The sequence below is a fragment of the Streptomyces sp. HUAS MS02 genome (genome assembly GCF_055702265.1).
In genome coordinates this window covers 2,303,928-2,319,368 of the sequence record NZ_CM146747.1, presented here as the reverse complement: position 1 = coordinate 2,319,368, position 15,441 = coordinate 2,303,928, and the positions used below count along the sequence as shown (strand labels likewise).

The following is a 15,441-nucleotide window of genomic DNA, read 5'->3' as shown; positions in this document are numbered from 1 at the left end:
CGCGGGGTCGGCCGCGGCCACGACGCGGGGGCGGTCCTCCGGCGAAAATGCCTGAGTGCGCACTGATCCTTCGCTGTACGTTGGGCGTCCATCACAGACACCCACCATGAGGCAACCTCACCGTGTTCCTGACGATCAGTACCACCGGCACCCCAGAGCGCCCCGCGACCGATCTCGGTTTCCTGCTGCACAAGCATCCCGACAACGCGCAGGCGTTCTCCACCTCCTACGGCACGGCGCACGTCCTCTACCCCGAGGCGGACGTCGAGCGGTGCACGGCCGCGCTGCTGCTGGAGGTGGACGCGGTGGCACTGGTCAGAAGGGGCAAGGGCAAGGGCCGCGGCGGCGCCCCCGACGCGGCGCTCGCCCAGTACGTCAACGACCGCCCGTACGCGGCCTCCTCCCTGCTCGCCGTCGCGCTGAACGACGTCTTCTCCAGCGCTGTGCGCGGCCAGTGCAAGGCCCGCCCCGAACTCCCGGAGCAGGTCCGCCCGCTGCGCGTCGAGATACCGGCGCTGCCCGCCCGCGGTGGCCCGGACCTCGTCGTCAAGCTGTTCGTGCCACTCGGCTGGACCGTCACCGCCGAGGCGGTGCCGCTGGACACCCAGTTCCCCGAATGGGGCGTCTCCCGCTACGTACGGCTCGTCCTGGAGTCGGAGTCGCTGACCCTCGCCGAGGCGCTGCGCCACCTGTACGTGCTGCTGCCGGTGCTCGACGACGCCAAGCACTACTGGGTGTCGTCCGACGAGGTGGACAAGCTGCTGCGCGTCGGCGAGGGCTGGCTCCCGGACCACCCCGAGCACAAGCTGATCACCAGCCGGTACCTGTCCCGCCGCTGGTCGCTGACCCGGCAGGCCATGGAGCGCATGGAACTCGTCCGGCTGGCCGAGGCCGACGACAGCGAGATCGAGGAGATCGACAACGCGGTCGAGGAATCCGTGGACCCGGAGGCCGACGGCGAGATCGCGGCCGAGACCGAGGCCGAGCCGGGGGCCGTCGTCGAGCCGCGGGCCGTCGCCGAGACCGGGCCCGAGACCGAGACCGGGGCCGGGGCCGAGACCGGGGCCGAGTCCGTCGAGAAGTCGACTCCGCTGGCCGTGCAGCGGCGTGACGCGATCATCGCCGCCCTCAAGGACTCCGGGGCCGCCCGCGTCCTCGACCTGGGCTGCGGTCAGGGCCAGTTGGTGCAGGCGCTGCTCAAGGACGTCCGCTTCACCGAGATCGTCGGTACGGACGTCTCGATGCGCGCGCTCACCATCGCCTCCCGCCGCCTCAAGCTCGACCGCATGGGCGAGCGCCAGGCCGCCCGCGTCCAGCTTTTCCAGAGCTCCCTCGCCTACACCGACAAGCGGCTCAAGGGCTACGACGCCGCCGTGCTCTGCGAGGTCGTCGAGCACATCGACCCGGCCCGGCTGCCGGCCCTGGAGTACGCCGTGTTCGGCTCGGCCCGCCCCCGCACCGTCCTCGTGACGACCCCGAACGTCGAGTACAACGTCCGCTGGGAATCCCTTCCCGCCGGGCACGCCCGGCACAGCGACCACCGCTTCGAGTGGACCCGGGAGGAGTTCCGCGCCTGGGCGACGACCGTGGCCGAACGGCATGGCTACCAGGTCCGGTTCGTGCCCGTCGGGCCCGACGACCCTGAGGTGGGGCCGCCCACCCAGATGGCCGTGTTCGACATGACCACGGCCACGACCGGCACCACGAACAAGACCGACACCACGAACAAGAAGGAGGCGAACGCGGCATGAGCGAGACCACCGGAACCACCACCGGCAACACGACCGGGGAGACCCCCGAGGGGCGCATCCTGCCCGTCACCGACCTCTCCCTCGTGGTGCTGATCGGCGCCTCCGGCTCGGGCAAGTCCACGTTCGCCCGACGCCACTTCAAGCCCACCGAGATCATCTCCTCCGACTTCTGCCGGGGACTCGTCGCGGACGACGAGAACGACCAGAGCGCGACGAAGGACGCCTTCGACGTGCTCCACTACATCGCGGGCAAGCGCCTCGCGGCCGGCCGCCGTACCGTCGTCGACGCGACCAGCGTGCAGCAGGACTCCCGCAGGCAGCTGATCGAACTGGCCCGCAAGCACGACGTGCTGCCGATCGCCGTCGTGCTCGACGTACCGGAGGAGGTGTGCGCCGCGCGCAACGCGGCCCGCACCGACCGCGCCGACATGCCGCGCCGCGTCATCCAGCGCCACACCCGCGAACTGCGCCGCTCCCTCAGGCACCTGGAGCGCGAGGGCTTCCGCAAGGTGCACGTCCTGCGCGGCGTCGAGGAGATCGACCACGCCACGATCGTCACCGAGAAGCGCTTCAACGACCTCACCCACCTCACCGGCCCGTTCGACATCGTCGGCGACATCCACGGCTGCGCGAGCGAACTGGAGTCGCTGCTCGGCAAGCTGGGCTACGTGGACGGCGTCCACCCGGAAGGCCGTACGGCCGTCTTCGTCGGCGACCTGGTCGACCGGGGGCCGGACAGCCCGGCCGTGCTGCGCCGCGTGATGTCGATGGTCGGCTCCGGCAACGCGCTCTGCGTGCCCGGCAACCACGAGAACAAGTACGGCCGTTACCTGAAGGGCCGCAACGTCCAGCACACCCACGGGCTCGCCGAGACCATCGCGCAGATGGAGGACGAGAGCGAGGAGTTCAAGCAGGAGGTGCGACGGTTCATCGACGGCCTCGTCAGCCACTACGTCCTCGACGGCGGAAAGCTGGTCGTCTGTCACGCCGGTCTGCCGGAGAAGTACCACGGCCGCACCTCCGGCCGGGTCCGCAGCCACGCCCTGTACGGCGACACCACGGGCGAGACCGACGAGTTCGGGCTGCCGGTGCGCTACCCGTGGGCGGAGGACTACAGGGGCCGCGCCGCCGTGGTCTACGGCCACACCCCGGTGCCCACCGCCACCTGGCTGAACAACACCATCTGCCTCGACACGGGTGCCGTCTTCGGCGGCAGGCTCACCGCGCTGCGCTGGCCGGAGCGCGAACTCGTCGACGTACCGGCCGAGAAGGTCTGGTACGAGCCGGCCAGGCCGCTGGCCACCGAGGCACCCGGCGGCCACGAGGGCAGGCCGCTGGACCTGGCGGACGTGCACGGCCGTCGGGTCGTCGAGACCCGGCACGCCGGCCGGGTGTCGGTCCGCGAGGAGAACGCGGCCGCGGCCCTGGAGGTCATGAGCCGTTTCGCGGTCGACCCGCGGCTGCTGCCGTACCTGCCGCCGACCATGGCGCCGACCGCGACCTCGCATGTCGAGGGCTACCTGGAGCACCCGGCTGAGGCGTTCGCGCAGTACAAGGAGGACGGTGTCGCGCGGGTCGTGTGCGAGGAGAAGCACATGGGTTCCCGGGCGGTCGTCCTGGTCTGCCGCGACGCGGACGCCGCCCGCGACCGCTTCGGCGTGAACGGGCCCACCGGGTCCCTCTACACCCGTACCGGCCGCCCGTTCTTCGACGACGAGGCGCGCACCGAGCTGGTCCTCGCCCGGATCCGCGAGGCCGTCACGGCGGCCGGGCTCTGGGACGAACTCGACACCGACTGGCTGCTGCTGGACGCCGAGTTGATGCCCTGGTCCCTGAAGGCGTCCGGGCTGCTGCGCACCCAGTACGCGGCCGTCGGCGCCGCCTCCGGCGCGGTGTTCCCGGGTGCGCTGGCCGCCCTGGAGGGCGCGGCGGCACGCGGTGTCGACGTGGGCGAGCTGCTGGGCAAGCAGCGCGAGCGGGCCGCCGACGCCGCCGCGTTCACGGAGGCGTACCGGCGCTACTGCTGGCCCACCGAGGGCCTGGACGGCGTCCGGCTCGCCCCCTTCCAGATCCTCGCGGTCCAGGGCCGCAGCCTCGCCGCGCTCCCGCACGACGAACAGCTCGCGCTCCTCGACCGGCTCGTCGAGTACGACGTCAGCGGTCTGTTGCAGACCACCCGGCGCCTCTTCGTCGACACCGGGGACGAGGCCTCGGTGCGCGCGGGCATCGACTGGTGGCTGGAGATGACCGGCCGCGGCGGCGAGGGCATGGTCGTCAAGCCGGTCGGCGCGGTGGTGCGCAGCGGCCAGGGGCGGCTGGTCCAGCCGGGCATCAAGTGCAGGGGCCGGGAGTACCTGCGGATCATCTACGGCCCGGAGTACACCCGTCCGGAGAACCTCGCCCGGCTGCGCGGCCGGTTCCTCAACCACAAGCGGTCCCTCGCCCTGCGCGAGTACGCCCTGGGTCTGGAGGCCCTGGACCGGCTCGCCGAAGGAGAGCCGCTGTGGCGGGTGCACGAGGCGGTGTTCGGGGTACTGGCCCTGGAGTCGGAGCCCGTCGACCCCCGGCTGTGAGACCGACGCCCGCCACGGACGACCCTCGTCCGTGGCGGGCGGACCCGCGCCCGTGACATGACATTGCGGCTGATAATGTCGCGAGCAGGCGTGGCCGTGTTCCGCGTTCGAGAGGTTCCGGCGGTGCTCGGGGAGACAGCGATCGAAGCCGATCGCAGGCGACCGCTGTCACCCGAGTCGGTCCCATCGGTCCCAGTCGAAGGTATGTGGGGTTTCCCATGCGTCGCACCACCACGCGGTCCGGAACGCGGGCCGCAGCCGGATCCGCCGGGCGGTCGGGTCGAGAGCGGTCGGCCCTCGACGCCGCGTACGACGAGTGCCGCCGCCTGGTCCGCACGACCCGGCCCACCGAGTACGCGCTCATGCAGCTGATGCCGCCGACGGTCCGCCCCGCGTGCTGGGCCCTGTACGCCGCACTCGCCTCCGCCGACGACCTGCTCGACTCCACCGAGGGCACCCCGCAGGAGCGGAGCAGGCGGCTCCAGGAGTGGCGGACCGCGCTGGAGGCCGACCTGGCGAACGGCACCAGTGACGACCCGGTACGGCTCGCGCTGACCGACGCGGTCTGGTACTGGGGGCTCGACCCCGCGGATCTGCTGGGCGCCCTGGACGCCGTCCAGGGGGACGAGGCCCGCGAGGGTGTCGCGACCTGGCAGGAGTGGCGGGAGCGAGCCCACGCCCAGAACGTCAGCTGGCCCGAACAGCTGATGCGCATGCTGGTCCGCTCCGGACTGCCCGTCCCCGTGCGGCTGCGCGACCTCCCGGGCTTCACCCGGTTCGTGGACGGTCTGTTCCTCGCCGACATGCTCCGCGACCTCCCCGAGGACCTCGACGCCGGGCAGGTGTGGTTCCCCGCCGAGGTCCTCGACCGCCACGGCGTGACCCGGGACGAGCTGATCTCCCGCGCGTGGACCCCGGCCGTCCGGCGGCTGGTCGCGCACCTCGTCGACCAGGCCCGGCAGTGGCTGGAGAGTTCCCGCCGGGCGCTGCGGAACACGCTGCCGCTGGGCCCCGCCATCGTGCTCGACACCGCGGTCGAACTCTTCGGCGCGGAGCTGGACGCGATCGAACGCTCCGGCTCGGCCGTCCTGCACCGCCCGGTACGCGTGCCCCGGCACACCGAGTGGCGGATCGTGGGCCCGGCCCGCGCCCGAGCCGCCGTGGTGTGGCGGCTGACGCTGCCGCCGGGCAGGGACGACGCCCCGGCTAGGGCGGCCGGGGGCGCGTCGTCCGGCGGCGGCACCGGGGACGACTCGGCTCCGGGCCCCCTCACCGGCCCCGAACGGCTCGTCACGCGGATCGCCGAACCGCCGCTGCCCCCGCGCCCGCACCACGACGGCGCCCGCCCACCTGCCATAGCCGAGGCGCACCTGCCCCAGCACGTGGCGATCGTCATGGACGGCAACGGACGCTGGGCCACCGGGCTCGGGCTGCCCCGCGACGAGGGCCACCGGGCCGGAGCGGTCGCCCTGCGCGACGTCGTCCAGGGCGCGCTGGAGATCGGCCTCGCCCATCTGACGGTCTACGCCTTCTCCACCGAGAACTGGAAGCGGTCGCCCGACGAGGTCTCCAAACTCTTCGCGATCATGCGCGCCGAGCTGCTCGACGGTGAACTGCTCGACCACGACGTACGACTGCGCTGGGTCGGCTCTCCCGACGGCCTCCCGGAGGACGTGGTGGAGGTCCTCCGCGCCCAGGAGCACGCCACCCGCAACCGCACCGGCCTCACGCTCAACGTCTGCGTCAACTACGGCGGCCGGGCCGAACTCGCCCAGGCGGGCGCGGCGTTGGCGCGTGCCGCGCTCGCGGGCGAGGTCGATCCGTCCCGGGTCTCGGAACAGCTCTTCGCCGCGCACCTGCCTCATCACGCCATGCCCGACGTGGACCTCCTGTGGCGCACCAGCGGTGAGATCCGCACGTCCAACTTCCTCCCCTGGCACGCGCACTACGCGGAGCTCCACTTCACGGACCAGCCCTGGCCCGAGGTGGACCGCCGCGATCTGTGGGAGGCGGTAGTGGCCTACACCCACCGCAAGCGCCGCAAGGGGGCGGCGTCCGCCGACGGGGCCGAGTAACTGCCGGTCACGGTCTCGGGGCTGCGGGTTCGTGGCCGGGTGCGGGTGAGTGGGGGCTGGTCGCGCAGTTCCCCGCGCCCCTGAAAGACCAGGCCCTGCGGGCCTGAAGAGCGGCGGGGCTGCGGGGGTGAAAAGCACGGGGCGCAGCCCCTGCTTTTCAGGGGCGCGGGGAACTGCGCGAGAAGCCCCACCGGCCCGCACCCGAGAACGCACCGAACCGGCGGCGCCCCCGCGTCAGCCCACCAACCGCAACCGAACCCCCGCCACCCCCACCCGTACCGTCTGCCCCCACGTCAGCTCCAGCGCATCCCCCTCCATCCCGTCCCCGAACACGATCAACCGATCCGACTCCACCGTCAGCCGCAGCCGCGCCGCCGCCGCCAACTCCCCCGCCACCAGGGACGTCCCGGTCGCCGGAGACGGCCACGCCTCACGCACGAACCACAGCAGACGGGCCTCGTCGCGCCCCGGAAGGGCCAGCGCACTGGCCCGTTCCTGCCAGACGGACCGGATCCACCCGCTCGCCCCGGTCCCCGTCCCGACCAGCACCCCGGACGAGGCCTGGGGCTCGACGGCACCCCTGTCGCCGTCGAGCCCCAGGCGGTACCGGGCGGTCTGGTGCCCCGCCGCGCCGAGGTAGATCTCGTTGAGCGCCACCAGCCGCTGCGTGTCGTCCGCGACGGCCTCGACCATCGTCAACTCGTCGACTTGACTGGTGTGTTGGACCGAAGCGGTCAGCAACTTTGCGGCCTGCTCCGGCCGATGCCGCACCAGCACCCCCGGATTGCGCCGGGGATCGGGGTTGATCCCCACCACCGGCTGCCCCGCGAGGTACTTCGCCGCGTTGGCGACCAGCCCGTCCTGCCCGACCACGACCACCACGTCCTCGGGGGCGAACAGAAAGCGGTCCAGATCGCCCCGCTCGACCCGAGACTGACGCCATGTCAGCGGCACCGAGGAGGCGACCTCGGCGAGCGCCGCGCGTTCCCGCCGGTGCCGCTCGGCCACGTCCTCGATGTCCCGCCCCCGGGACCGCAGGAAGAAGGCGGCCTGCCCGTGCGTGCCGTGCCGGGCCACCAACTCCTCGTACTCGGTGGTGCGATGGACCAGCACCACACGCGGCGCCAGACTCACGCCCGGTCCCCGCCGCCCGACCCGCCGCCGAGCCTGGACAGCAGCCCGGTCAGCACATCGGGCGACACCGTCACACTCTCGATCCGCGGCAGGTTCTCCGCGAGCCGCGTCCCGGTCAGCGCGTGCAGCGTCGCCGCGTCCACCTCGGCATGCACCCGCAGCCACGCCGCCTGTGCCTCGGCCCGCGCCGCGCCCACCTCCCGCGCGGCCCGCGCCTCGGCCTCGGCGAGCTTGACCTGCCGTGCCGCCTCCGCCTGCGCCAGCTTCACACTCCGCGTGGCCTCGGCCTCGGCGAGCTTCACGGTGCGTTCGGCCTCCGCCTCGGTCAGCCGTACCGTCCGGGCCGCCTCCGCGCCCGCCTTCACCGCGTCGGCGGCGGCCCTCTCCTCCGCCTCGCGCCGCGCGTTGGTGCCCCGCTGCTCGACCAACTGCTCCTCGCGCCGGGCGAGTTCGATCTGGCTGGCCAGCTCGTTCTCGGCGATGGCCCGCTCCCGCTCGACGGCCACGGCCCGGCGCTCGTACGTCGCCCGGTCGGCCTCCTGCTGGATCTGCTCCCGCGCCGGTGTGCGCAGCGCCCGTTCCACCTCGGGCTCGGGCCGCAGCGCCACCACGCGGACGGCCACGATCTCGATCCCGGTGGCCGGCAGCCGTGGCTCGGCCGCCAGCCCGCTCGCCACCCGTTCCCGGACCGCCGCGACCCCGTCGACCAGGGCGGACGCCAGCGTCGTACGGGCCAGGACGTCCAGCGCGTGCTGCTGGGCCGTCTCCGTCAGCAGGGTCGACAGCTGCTCCAGCGGAGCGCCGCGCCAGACCCCCGTGTCGGGGTCGATGGAGAAGTCGAGCCGGGCGGCGGCGATCGCCGGGTCGCTCACCCGGTACGTCACCGTCGCCTGCACCGCCACGTCCTGGAAGTCGGACGTACGGGCGTGGAAGGTCATCGCCAGTTCCCGGTCGTCCACCGGGATCTCGGAGAGCGCGGCGCTGAGCGACCGGTACCAGAAGCTCAGCCCCGGACCGTCGTGCGCGAGCCGCCCGGAGCGGTGGTGGCGGATGTGCGCGGTGGGCGCTCCGCGCAGATGCCGCCAGCCGAGCCGTCTGGTGATGTCGGCCATGGATGGTCCCCCTCTGGTGCCGCCGGACGTGTCCGCGAGCCCGCCCCCGGTGTCCGGGCGGCGAGCGATTCGCGTCACTTAGACGATAACGGGGACATCCCTTTATCGTCAAGGGGACGAGATGGAGGTGGCGGAAGGATTCCGATTCGGCCGACCGGCGGGTGAACACGCGCCCGAATGGTCAGGATGAGGGCATGGGATTCCATGTCGACTCCGAGGCCGGGCGCCTGCGCCGCGTCATCCTGCACCGGCCGGATCTTGAGCTCAAACGGCTCACCCCCAGCAACAAGACCGCGCTGCTCTTCGACGACGTCCTGTGGGTGCGCCGGGCGCGCGCCGAGCACGACGGATTCGCCGACGTGCTGCGCGACCGAGGCGTCGCCGTCCACCTCTTCGGCGACCTCCTCACCGACGTCATGCGGATTCCGCAGGCCCGGCAACTCGTCCTGGACCGCGTCTTCGACGAGAAGGAGTACGGCCCGCTCGCCACGGACCATCTCAGGGCCGCCTTCGAATCGCTGCCCGTGGACGGGCTGGTCGAGGCGCTGATCGGCGGCATGACCAAGCGCGAGTTCCTAGACGCCCACATGGAGCCGGCCTCCGTCCGCTTCCACGTCATGGATCTGGACGACTTCCTCCTCGACCCGCTCCCCAACCACCTCTTCACCCGCGACACCTCCGCCTGGATCTACGACGGGGTGTCCATCAACGCCATGCGCTGGCCGGCCCGTCAGCGCGAGACCGTCCACTTCGAGGCGATCTACCGGCATCACCCGCTGTTCCGTACCGAGACCTTCCACGTCTGGTCGGAGGGTCAGGCCGACTACCCGTCGACCATCGAGGGCGGCGACGTCCTCGTCATCGGCAACGGGGCCGTCCTCATCGGCATGAGTGAGCGCACCACCCCGCAGGCCGTCGAGATGCTCGCGCACAAGCTCTTCGCCGCCGGCTCCGCGCAGACCATCGTGGCCCTCGACATGCCCAAGCGCCGGGCCTTCATGCACCTCGACACCGTCATGACCATGGTCGACGGCGACACCTTCACCCAGTACGGCGGACTCGGCATGCTCCGCTCGTACACCATCGAGCCCGGTGTCGGGGAGAAGGAGCTCAAGGTCACCGATCACCCGCCGGAGCACATGCACCGCGCTATCGCCGCCGCGCTCGGTCTCGACGCGATCCGGGTGCTCACCGCCACGCAGGACGTCCACGCCGCCGAACGCGAGCAGTGGGACGACGGCTGCAACGTCCTCGCCGTCGAGCCCGGCGTCGTCGTCGCCTACGAGCGCAACGCCACCACCAACACGCATCTGCGCAAGCAGGGCATCGAGGTCATAGAGATCCCCGGCAGCGAGCTGGGGCGGGGGAGGGGCGGGCCGCGCTGCATGAGCTGTCCGGTGGAGAGATCCGCGGTGTAGGGATCCGGGGTGTAGGGATCCGCGGCGGCATGGAGGGCGCCGTATAGAAATGTGGAACATCGTATATACTTCCAGTCTTCCTCTCGCTGTCCCCGTCCCGTCGACCCAGGAGCGCCCCATGGCGACCGTTCCCCACGCCCTCGCCGGGCGCCACTTCCTCAAGGAGCTGGACTTCACCGCGGAGGAGTTCCGCGGGCTGATCGAGCTGGCCGTGGAGCTGAAGGCGGCCAAGAAGGCCGGGGCGGAGACCCAGCACCTGCGGGGCAGGAACATCGCGCTCATCTTCGAGAAGACCTCGACGCGCACCCGCTGCGCGTTCGAGGTCGCCGCGGCCGACCAGGGCGCCCGGACGGTCTACCTGGACCCGTCCGGCTCCCAGATGGGCCACAAGGAGTCGGTCAAGGACACCGCGCGGGTGCTCGGCCGGATGTTCGACGCGATCGAGTACCGGGGTGACAGCCAGGCGAACGTCGAGGAGCTGGCGGCGTTCGCCGGGGTGCCGGTCTACAACGGGCTCACCGACGACTGGCACCCCACCCAGATGCTGGCCGACGTGATGACCATGACCGAGCACAGCGACAAGCCGCTGGGCGAGATGGTCTTCGCCTACCTCGGCGATGCCCGTTTCAACATGGGCAACTCCTACCTGGTCACCGGGGCCCTGCTCGGCATGGACGTCCGGATCGTCGCCCCGCAGGCCTACTGGCCGGCCGAGGAGATCGTCACCCACGCCCGCAAGCTCGCCGAGATCAGCGGCGCGCGGATCACCCTCACCGAGCACATCCATGAGGGGGTCGAGGGCGCCGACTTCGTCGCCACGGACGTCTGGGTCTCCATGGGGGAGCCCAAGGAGGTCTGGGACGAGCGCATCGGGGCGCTCTCCCCGTACGCCGTGACCATGGACGTGCTGCGGGCCACCGGCAACGCGGACGTCAAGTTCCTGCACTGCCTGCCGGCCTTCCACGACCTCGGCACCAAGGTGGGCCGCGAGATCCACGAGCTGCACGGGCTGGACTCGCTGGAGGTCACGGACGAGGTGTTCGAGTCGGCGCACTCCGTCGTCTTCGACGAGGCGGAGAACCGGCTGCACACGATCAAGGCGGTCCTGGTGGCGACCCTGGCGTGAGGCCGGTACCCCGCGACGCCGGACCGTCGTTCGGGCCGTCGTTCGGGCCGGGGCTACGCGTGGCGGCGCTGCGGCGGCACCGTCGGCAGCCGGAACCACACCGCCTTGCCGGAGTCCGTGGGGCGGTGCCCGCAGGCGGAGCTGAGGGCGCGGATCAGCAGCAGACCGCGGCCGTGCTCCTGCCAGGGGTCGGGGTCGAGGTGTCCCGGGGTGGTGAGATCGCCCGGGGGAGCGGGGTCGGGGTCGTGGACCTCCACCTTGCAGCCGCTCGGCACCAGCTCGACGACCAGCTCTATGGGGCCCTCCCCGGCGGCGTGCTCGATCGCGTTCGCGACCAGTTCCGCCGTGAGCAGCTCAGCCGTGTCGCAGTCCGCCCCGTGCTCCAGCTCGGTCAGCGCGGTCCGCACCAGGGCGCGGGCCACGGGCACGGCCGCGGCGGTGTGCGGCAGTGCGATGCGCCAGGAGGCGGGGGCGGAGGGTTCGTGCAAGGCGGCTGATCCGTTCATGGAGCAGGTCATGGCTCGTCCTGCTTTCAACGTGACGAATGGTACGGCGCGGACCGGTGAAGTCGCTCGGCGGGCACCGTGAGGGACCGTCGGCCCCGTTGACGGCGGTCTACCCGTGCCAACGCCCCGCCGCGCCCGACCGAGCCCGTCGTTACCGGCTTGTCGAACGTCCGTGACCGAGTCACGGACCCCGCCCGCCGCCTCCCCCGGCCTCCACCCATCCCCACCTCCCCGGCCTCCACCACCCGCCTCCCCGGGCTCCGCCTCTGCCGGCCGGGCCCTTCTCGGTCTCCGCCGCCGCGCCTTCCTCGGCCGCCGTCGCCCCTCGGCCTCCTCTCGCCGCCTTTCCGGTCTCCGCCGCCGCGCCTCCCCCGGCCTCCGCACGCCCCCACCGTGGCGGCCCGATCGGTCTATCGTGCACTCGTGACGACAGTCAGATAACGGTGATAACTTCGAGGGGCAGGGAAGTAGCCGCGCGTCGCGGTAGCCCCCGAGGAGGCCGCCCGTATGAGTCCCTTCACCGGCTCCGCCGCCCGCACCTCCGACTGGCGGCACCTGCGGTGCGAGATCACCGACGGCGTCGCCACCGTCACCCTCGCCCGCCCGGAGAAGCTGAACGCCCTCACCTTCGGCGCCTACGCCGACCTGCGCGACCTGCTCGCCGAACTCTCCCGGGAGAGATCCGTACGGGCCCTGGTGCTGGCCGGGGCCGGCCGTGGCTTCTGCTCCGGCGGGGACGTCGACGAGATCATCGGCGCCACCCTCGCCATGGACACCGCCCAGCTGCTCGACTTCAACCGGATGACCGGCCAGGTCGTACGAGCGGTCCGCGAATACCCCTTCCCCGTGATCGCCGCCGTGCACGGCGTTGCGGCGGGCGCCGGAGCGGTCCTCGCCCTGGCCGCCGACTTCCGGGTGGCCGACCCCACCGCCCGGTTCACCTTCCTCTTCACCCGCGTGGGCCTCTCCGGCGGCGACATGGGCGCCGCCTACCTGCTGCCCCGTGTCGTCGGCCTCGGCCACGCCACCCGGCTGCTCATGCTCGGCGAACCCGTTCGCGCCGCCGAGGCCGAGCGCATCGGCCTCCTCAGCCAGCTCACCGACGAGGGCAGTGCCGACGAGGCCGCCCAGGCGCTGGCCCGTCGCCTGGCCGAGGGCCCGGCCCTGGCCCACGCCCAGACGAAGGCCCTGCTGACGGCCGAGCTGGACATGCCCCTGTCGGCCGCGGTGGAACTCGACGCGGCGACCCAGGCCCTCCTGATGACCGGCGAGGACTACAGGGAGTTCCACGCGTCGTTCACAGAGAAACGCCCCCCGAAATGGCAGGGCCGCTGATGCCCACGCCCCCTGTCGCGCCAAGTCCGGGGACAGCGAACCCAGGGGCGCGGGGCGGTGTCGATATGCGGCTCCGCCGCGGGGCGCGACCAGCCCCCACGAACCCCAAGCCGCCAACGCACCCCACCCACCCCACCCGTATCGCGATCATCGGCGGCGGCCCCGCAGGCCTCTACGCCGCCGCCCTCCTCAAACGCCTCGACCCCGCCCGCGACATAACCGTCTGGGAACGCAACGCCCCCCACGACACCTTCGGCTTCGGCGTGGTCCTCTCCGACGAAACCCTCGGCGGCATCGAACACGCCGATCCCCAGGTCTACGAGGCCCTGCAGGCGCACTTCGTCCGCTGGGACGACATCGACATCGTCCACCGAGGCATCCGCCACACCTCCGGAGGACACGGCTTCGCCGCCCTGGGCCGCCGCACCCTCCTCCAGGTCCTCCACGCCCGCTGCCGCGCCCTCGGCGTGGACCTCCGCTTCGGCACGGAGGCCCCGTACCCCTCCTGGCTCTGCGAGACGTACGACCTGGTCATCGCGGCGGACGGAGTGCACAGCGCGACGCGCGAGGCGTACGCCCAGGTGTTCCGGCCCACCGTCCGGACGCATCGCTGCCGTTACATCTGGCTCGCCGCCGACTTCGCCTTCGAGGCGTTCCGCTTCGAGATCGCCGAGACCGAGCACGGCGTGGCGCAACTGCACGGCTACCCGTACTCGCCCGGCGCGTCCACCGTCATCGTGGAGATGCGCGAGGAGGTGTGGCGGGCCGCCGGGCTGGACCGGGCGGACGAGCGGGAGTCGGTCGAACGGTGCGCGAAGCTCTTCGCGGACGCGCTCGGCGGACGCCCCCTGCGCTCCAACAACTCCACCTGGACGACCTTCCGCACGGTCGTCAACGAACGCTGGTCCCACGGCAACCTGGTCCTGCTCGGCGACGCCGCCCACACCGCGCACTTCTCCATCGGCTCCGGTACGAAGCTGGCCGTCGAGGACGCGCTGGCCCTGGTCGCCACTCTGGAGGAACAGCCCGACCTGGAGCGGGCGTTGCGGGCGTACGAGGAGGAACGCCGCCCGGTGGTCGCCTCCACCCAGCGCGCGGCGCGGGCCAGTCTGGAGTGGTTCGAGGACATCGGGCTCCATCTCGACCAGCCGTCCCGGCAGTTCGCCTTCAACCTCCTCACCCGCAGCCGCCGCGTCACCCACGACAACCTCCGGCTGCGCGACGCGCACTTCACCGGCGCCGTGGAGCGGGAGTTCGGCTGCCCGCCCGGCACGCCCCCGATGTTCACCCCCTTCCGGCTGCGCGGGCTGACCCTGCGCAACCGGGTCGTCGTCTCCCCGATGGACATGTACTCCGCGACCGACGGCGTCCCCGGCGACTTCCACCTCGTCCATCTCGGCGCCCGGGCCCTCGGCGGCGCCGGGCTCGTGATGACCGAGATGGTGTGCGTCAGCCCCGAAGGGCGGATCACGCCGGGCTGCGCCGGGCTCTGGAACACCCGGCAGGCCGACGCCTGGCGCCGCACGGTGACCTTCGTGCACGAGCGGGCGCCCGGCACGGCCATCGGCGTGCAGCTGGGACACTCCGGCCGCAAGGGCTCGACCAAACGGATGTGGGAGGGCATCGACGAGCCCCTGGACACCGGCAACTGGCCCCTCGTGGCGGCCTCCCCGCTCCCGTACAAGCCGGGCAGCCAGACCCCGCGCGCCCTCTCCCGCGCCCACCTCACCGACATCCGCGAGCAGTTCACCTCGGCCGCGCTCAGAGCCGCCCGCAGCGGATTCGACCTGCTCGAACTCCACTGCGCCCACGGCTACTTGCTCTCCGGCTTCCTCTCACCGCTGACGAACCGCCGCACCGACCGCTACGGCGGCTCCCTCGACCACCGGCTCCGCTTCCCCCTCGAAGTCTTCGACGCCGTACGGGCGGTGTGGCCCGAGGAGCGGCCCATGACCGTCCGTATCTCCGCGACCGACTGGGCGGACGGGGGGACGACCGCCGACGACGCCGTCGCCATCGCCCGTGCCTTCGCCGCGCACGGCGCCGACGCGATCGACGTCTCGACGGGTCAGGTCGTCGCCGACGAGCGGCCCGAGTACGGCCGCTCGTACCAGACCCCGTACGCGGACCGCATCCGGCACGAGGTGGGGGTGCCGGTGATCGCCGTCGGCGCCATCTCCTCCTGGGACGACGTCAACTCACTGATCCTCGCCGGCCGCACCGACCTCTGCGCCCTGGCCCGCCCCCACCTCTACGACCCCCACTGGACCCTCCACGCGGCCGCCGAACAGGGCTACGAGGGACCGGGCGCGCCCTGGCCGGCCCCGTACGGGGCCGGCAGCCGCCGCCCCAACACCGGTCGCACCGACGCCCCCAGGCCTCGGCTCACCCTGTCCTAGCCACGCGTGAAC

Annotated in this window: 10 protein-coding genes; 7 read left to right on the top strand and 3 right to left on the bottom strand. The window is 72.4% G+C overall.

All coding sequences use genetic code 11. The features are described from left to right. The first annotated feature begins 122 nt into the window (after positions 1–122). The 3 genes from ACZ9QC_RS09870 to uppS all read left to right on the top strand — a co-directional run bounded on the left by ACZ9QC_RS09870 (position 123) and on the right by uppS (position 6,399). A complete protein-coding gene (locus tag ACZ9QC_RS09870; protein WP_472919828.1) occupies positions 123–1,751 on the top strand; it encodes a 3' terminal RNA ribose 2'-O-methyltransferase Hen1 in 1,629 nt (542 codons plus the stop codon). Next, positions 1,748–4,324, top strand: a complete 2,577-nt coding sequence (locus ACZ9QC_RS09865) for a polynucleotide kinase-phosphatase (protein WP_472919827.1) — start codon at positions 1,748–1,750, stop codon at positions 4,322–4,324. Before ACZ9QC_RS09870 ends, ACZ9QC_RS09865 begins: the two co-directional genes overlap by 4 nt. Positions 4,325–4,542: 218 nt before the next feature. After that, on the top strand, positions 4,543–6,399 hold the full coding sequence (uppS, locus tag ACZ9QC_RS09860; RefSeq protein ID WP_472919826.1) for a polyprenyl diphosphate synthase: 1,857 nt from the start codon (positions 4,543–4,545) through the stop codon (positions 6,397–6,399). A 234-nt stretch (positions 6,400–6,633) separates the two neighbouring features. Here the strand turns inward: uppS and ACZ9QC_RS09855 are convergent, their stop codons facing one another. Continuing rightward, entirely contained in the window at positions 6,634–7,533 is a 900-nt protein-coding gene (locus ACZ9QC_RS09855) for an NAD(+)/NADH kinase (protein ID WP_472919825.1), read from the bottom strand. Continuing rightward, positions 7,530–8,645 carry an SPFH domain-containing protein gene (locus tag ACZ9QC_RS09850; RefSeq protein ID WP_472919824.1) on the bottom strand — a complete coding sequence of 372 codons (1,116 nt, stop codon included), beginning with the start codon at positions 8,643–8,645 and terminating at the stop codon, positions 7,530–7,532. The genes ACZ9QC_RS09855 and ACZ9QC_RS09850 overlap by 4 nt, the downstream gene beginning before the upstream one ends. A gap of 194 nt (positions 8,646–8,839) precedes the next feature. On the opposite strand from ACZ9QC_RS09850, the gene ACZ9QC_RS09845 reads away from it, so the two are divergent. Next, on the top strand, positions 8,840–10,063 hold the full coding sequence (locus tag ACZ9QC_RS09845; RefSeq protein ID WP_472919823.1) for an arginine deiminase: 1,224 nt from the start codon (positions 8,840–8,842) through the stop codon (positions 10,061–10,063). 118 nt (positions 10,064–10,181) lie between these two features. Further along, on the top strand, positions 10,182–11,189 hold the full coding sequence (gene argF / locus ACZ9QC_RS09840; protein ID WP_472919822.1) for an ornithine carbamoyltransferase: 1,008 nt from the start codon (positions 10,182–10,184) through the stop codon (positions 11,187–11,189). A gap of 53 nt (positions 11,190–11,242) precedes the next feature. Here argF and ACZ9QC_RS09835 read toward each other — a convergent pair whose 3' ends face one another. Beyond that, on the bottom strand, positions 11,243–11,695 hold the full coding sequence (locus tag ACZ9QC_RS09835; protein WP_472919821.1) for an ATP-binding protein: 453 nt from the start codon (positions 11,693–11,695) through the stop codon (positions 11,243–11,245). Between the two features lie 507 nt (positions 11,696–12,202). Here ACZ9QC_RS09835 and ACZ9QC_RS09830 point away from each other — a divergent pair. Both ACZ9QC_RS09830 and ACZ9QC_RS09825 read left to right on the top strand, forming a co-directional pair. Continuing rightward, a complete protein-coding gene (locus ACZ9QC_RS09830) occupies positions 12,203–13,030 on the top strand; it encodes an enoyl-CoA hydratase family protein (protein WP_472919820.1) in 828 nt (275 codons plus the stop codon). Next, complete coding sequence (locus ACZ9QC_RS09825) at positions 13,015–15,429, top strand: bifunctional salicylyl-CoA 5-hydroxylase/oxidoreductase (RefSeq protein WP_472919819.1); 2,415 nt, start codon at positions 13,015–13,017, stop codon at positions 15,427–15,429. The genes ACZ9QC_RS09830 and ACZ9QC_RS09825 overlap by 16 nt, the downstream gene beginning before the upstream one ends. Positions 15,430–15,441 lie beyond the last annotated feature (12 nt).

Bases quoted from the DNA above. Each gene is read 5' to 3' on its own strand.
- ACZ9QC_RS09850 (WP_472919824.1), bottom strand. From the start codon at position 8,645: ATGGCCGACATCACCAGACGGCTCGGCTGGCGGCATCTGCGCGGAGCG.
- ACZ9QC_RS09825 (WP_472919819.1), top strand. From the start codon at position 13,015: ATGGCAGGGCCGCTGATGCCCACGCCCCCTGTCGCGCCAAGTCCGGGG.
- ACZ9QC_RS09835 (WP_472919821.1), bottom strand. From the start codon at position 11,695: ATGAACGGATCAGCCGCCTTGCACGAACCCTCCGCCCCCGCCTCCTGG.
- ACZ9QC_RS09830 (WP_472919820.1), top strand. From the start codon at position 12,203: ATGAGTCCCTTCACCGGCTCCGCCGCCCGCACCTCCGACTGGCGGCAC.
- uppS (WP_472919826.1), top strand. From the start codon at position 4,543: ATGCGTCGCACCACCACGCGGTCCGGAACGCGGGCCGCAGCCGGATCC.
- ACZ9QC_RS09845 (WP_472919823.1), top strand. From the start codon at position 8,840: ATGGGATTCCATGTCGACTCCGAGGCCGGGCGCCTGCGCCGCGTCATC.
- argF (WP_472919822.1), top strand. From the start codon at position 10,182: ATGGCGACCGTTCCCCACGCCCTCGCCGGGCGCCACTTCCTCAAGGAG.
- ACZ9QC_RS09865 (WP_472919827.1), top strand. From the start codon at position 1,748: ATGAGCGAGACCACCGGAACCACCACCGGCAACACGACCGGGGAGACC.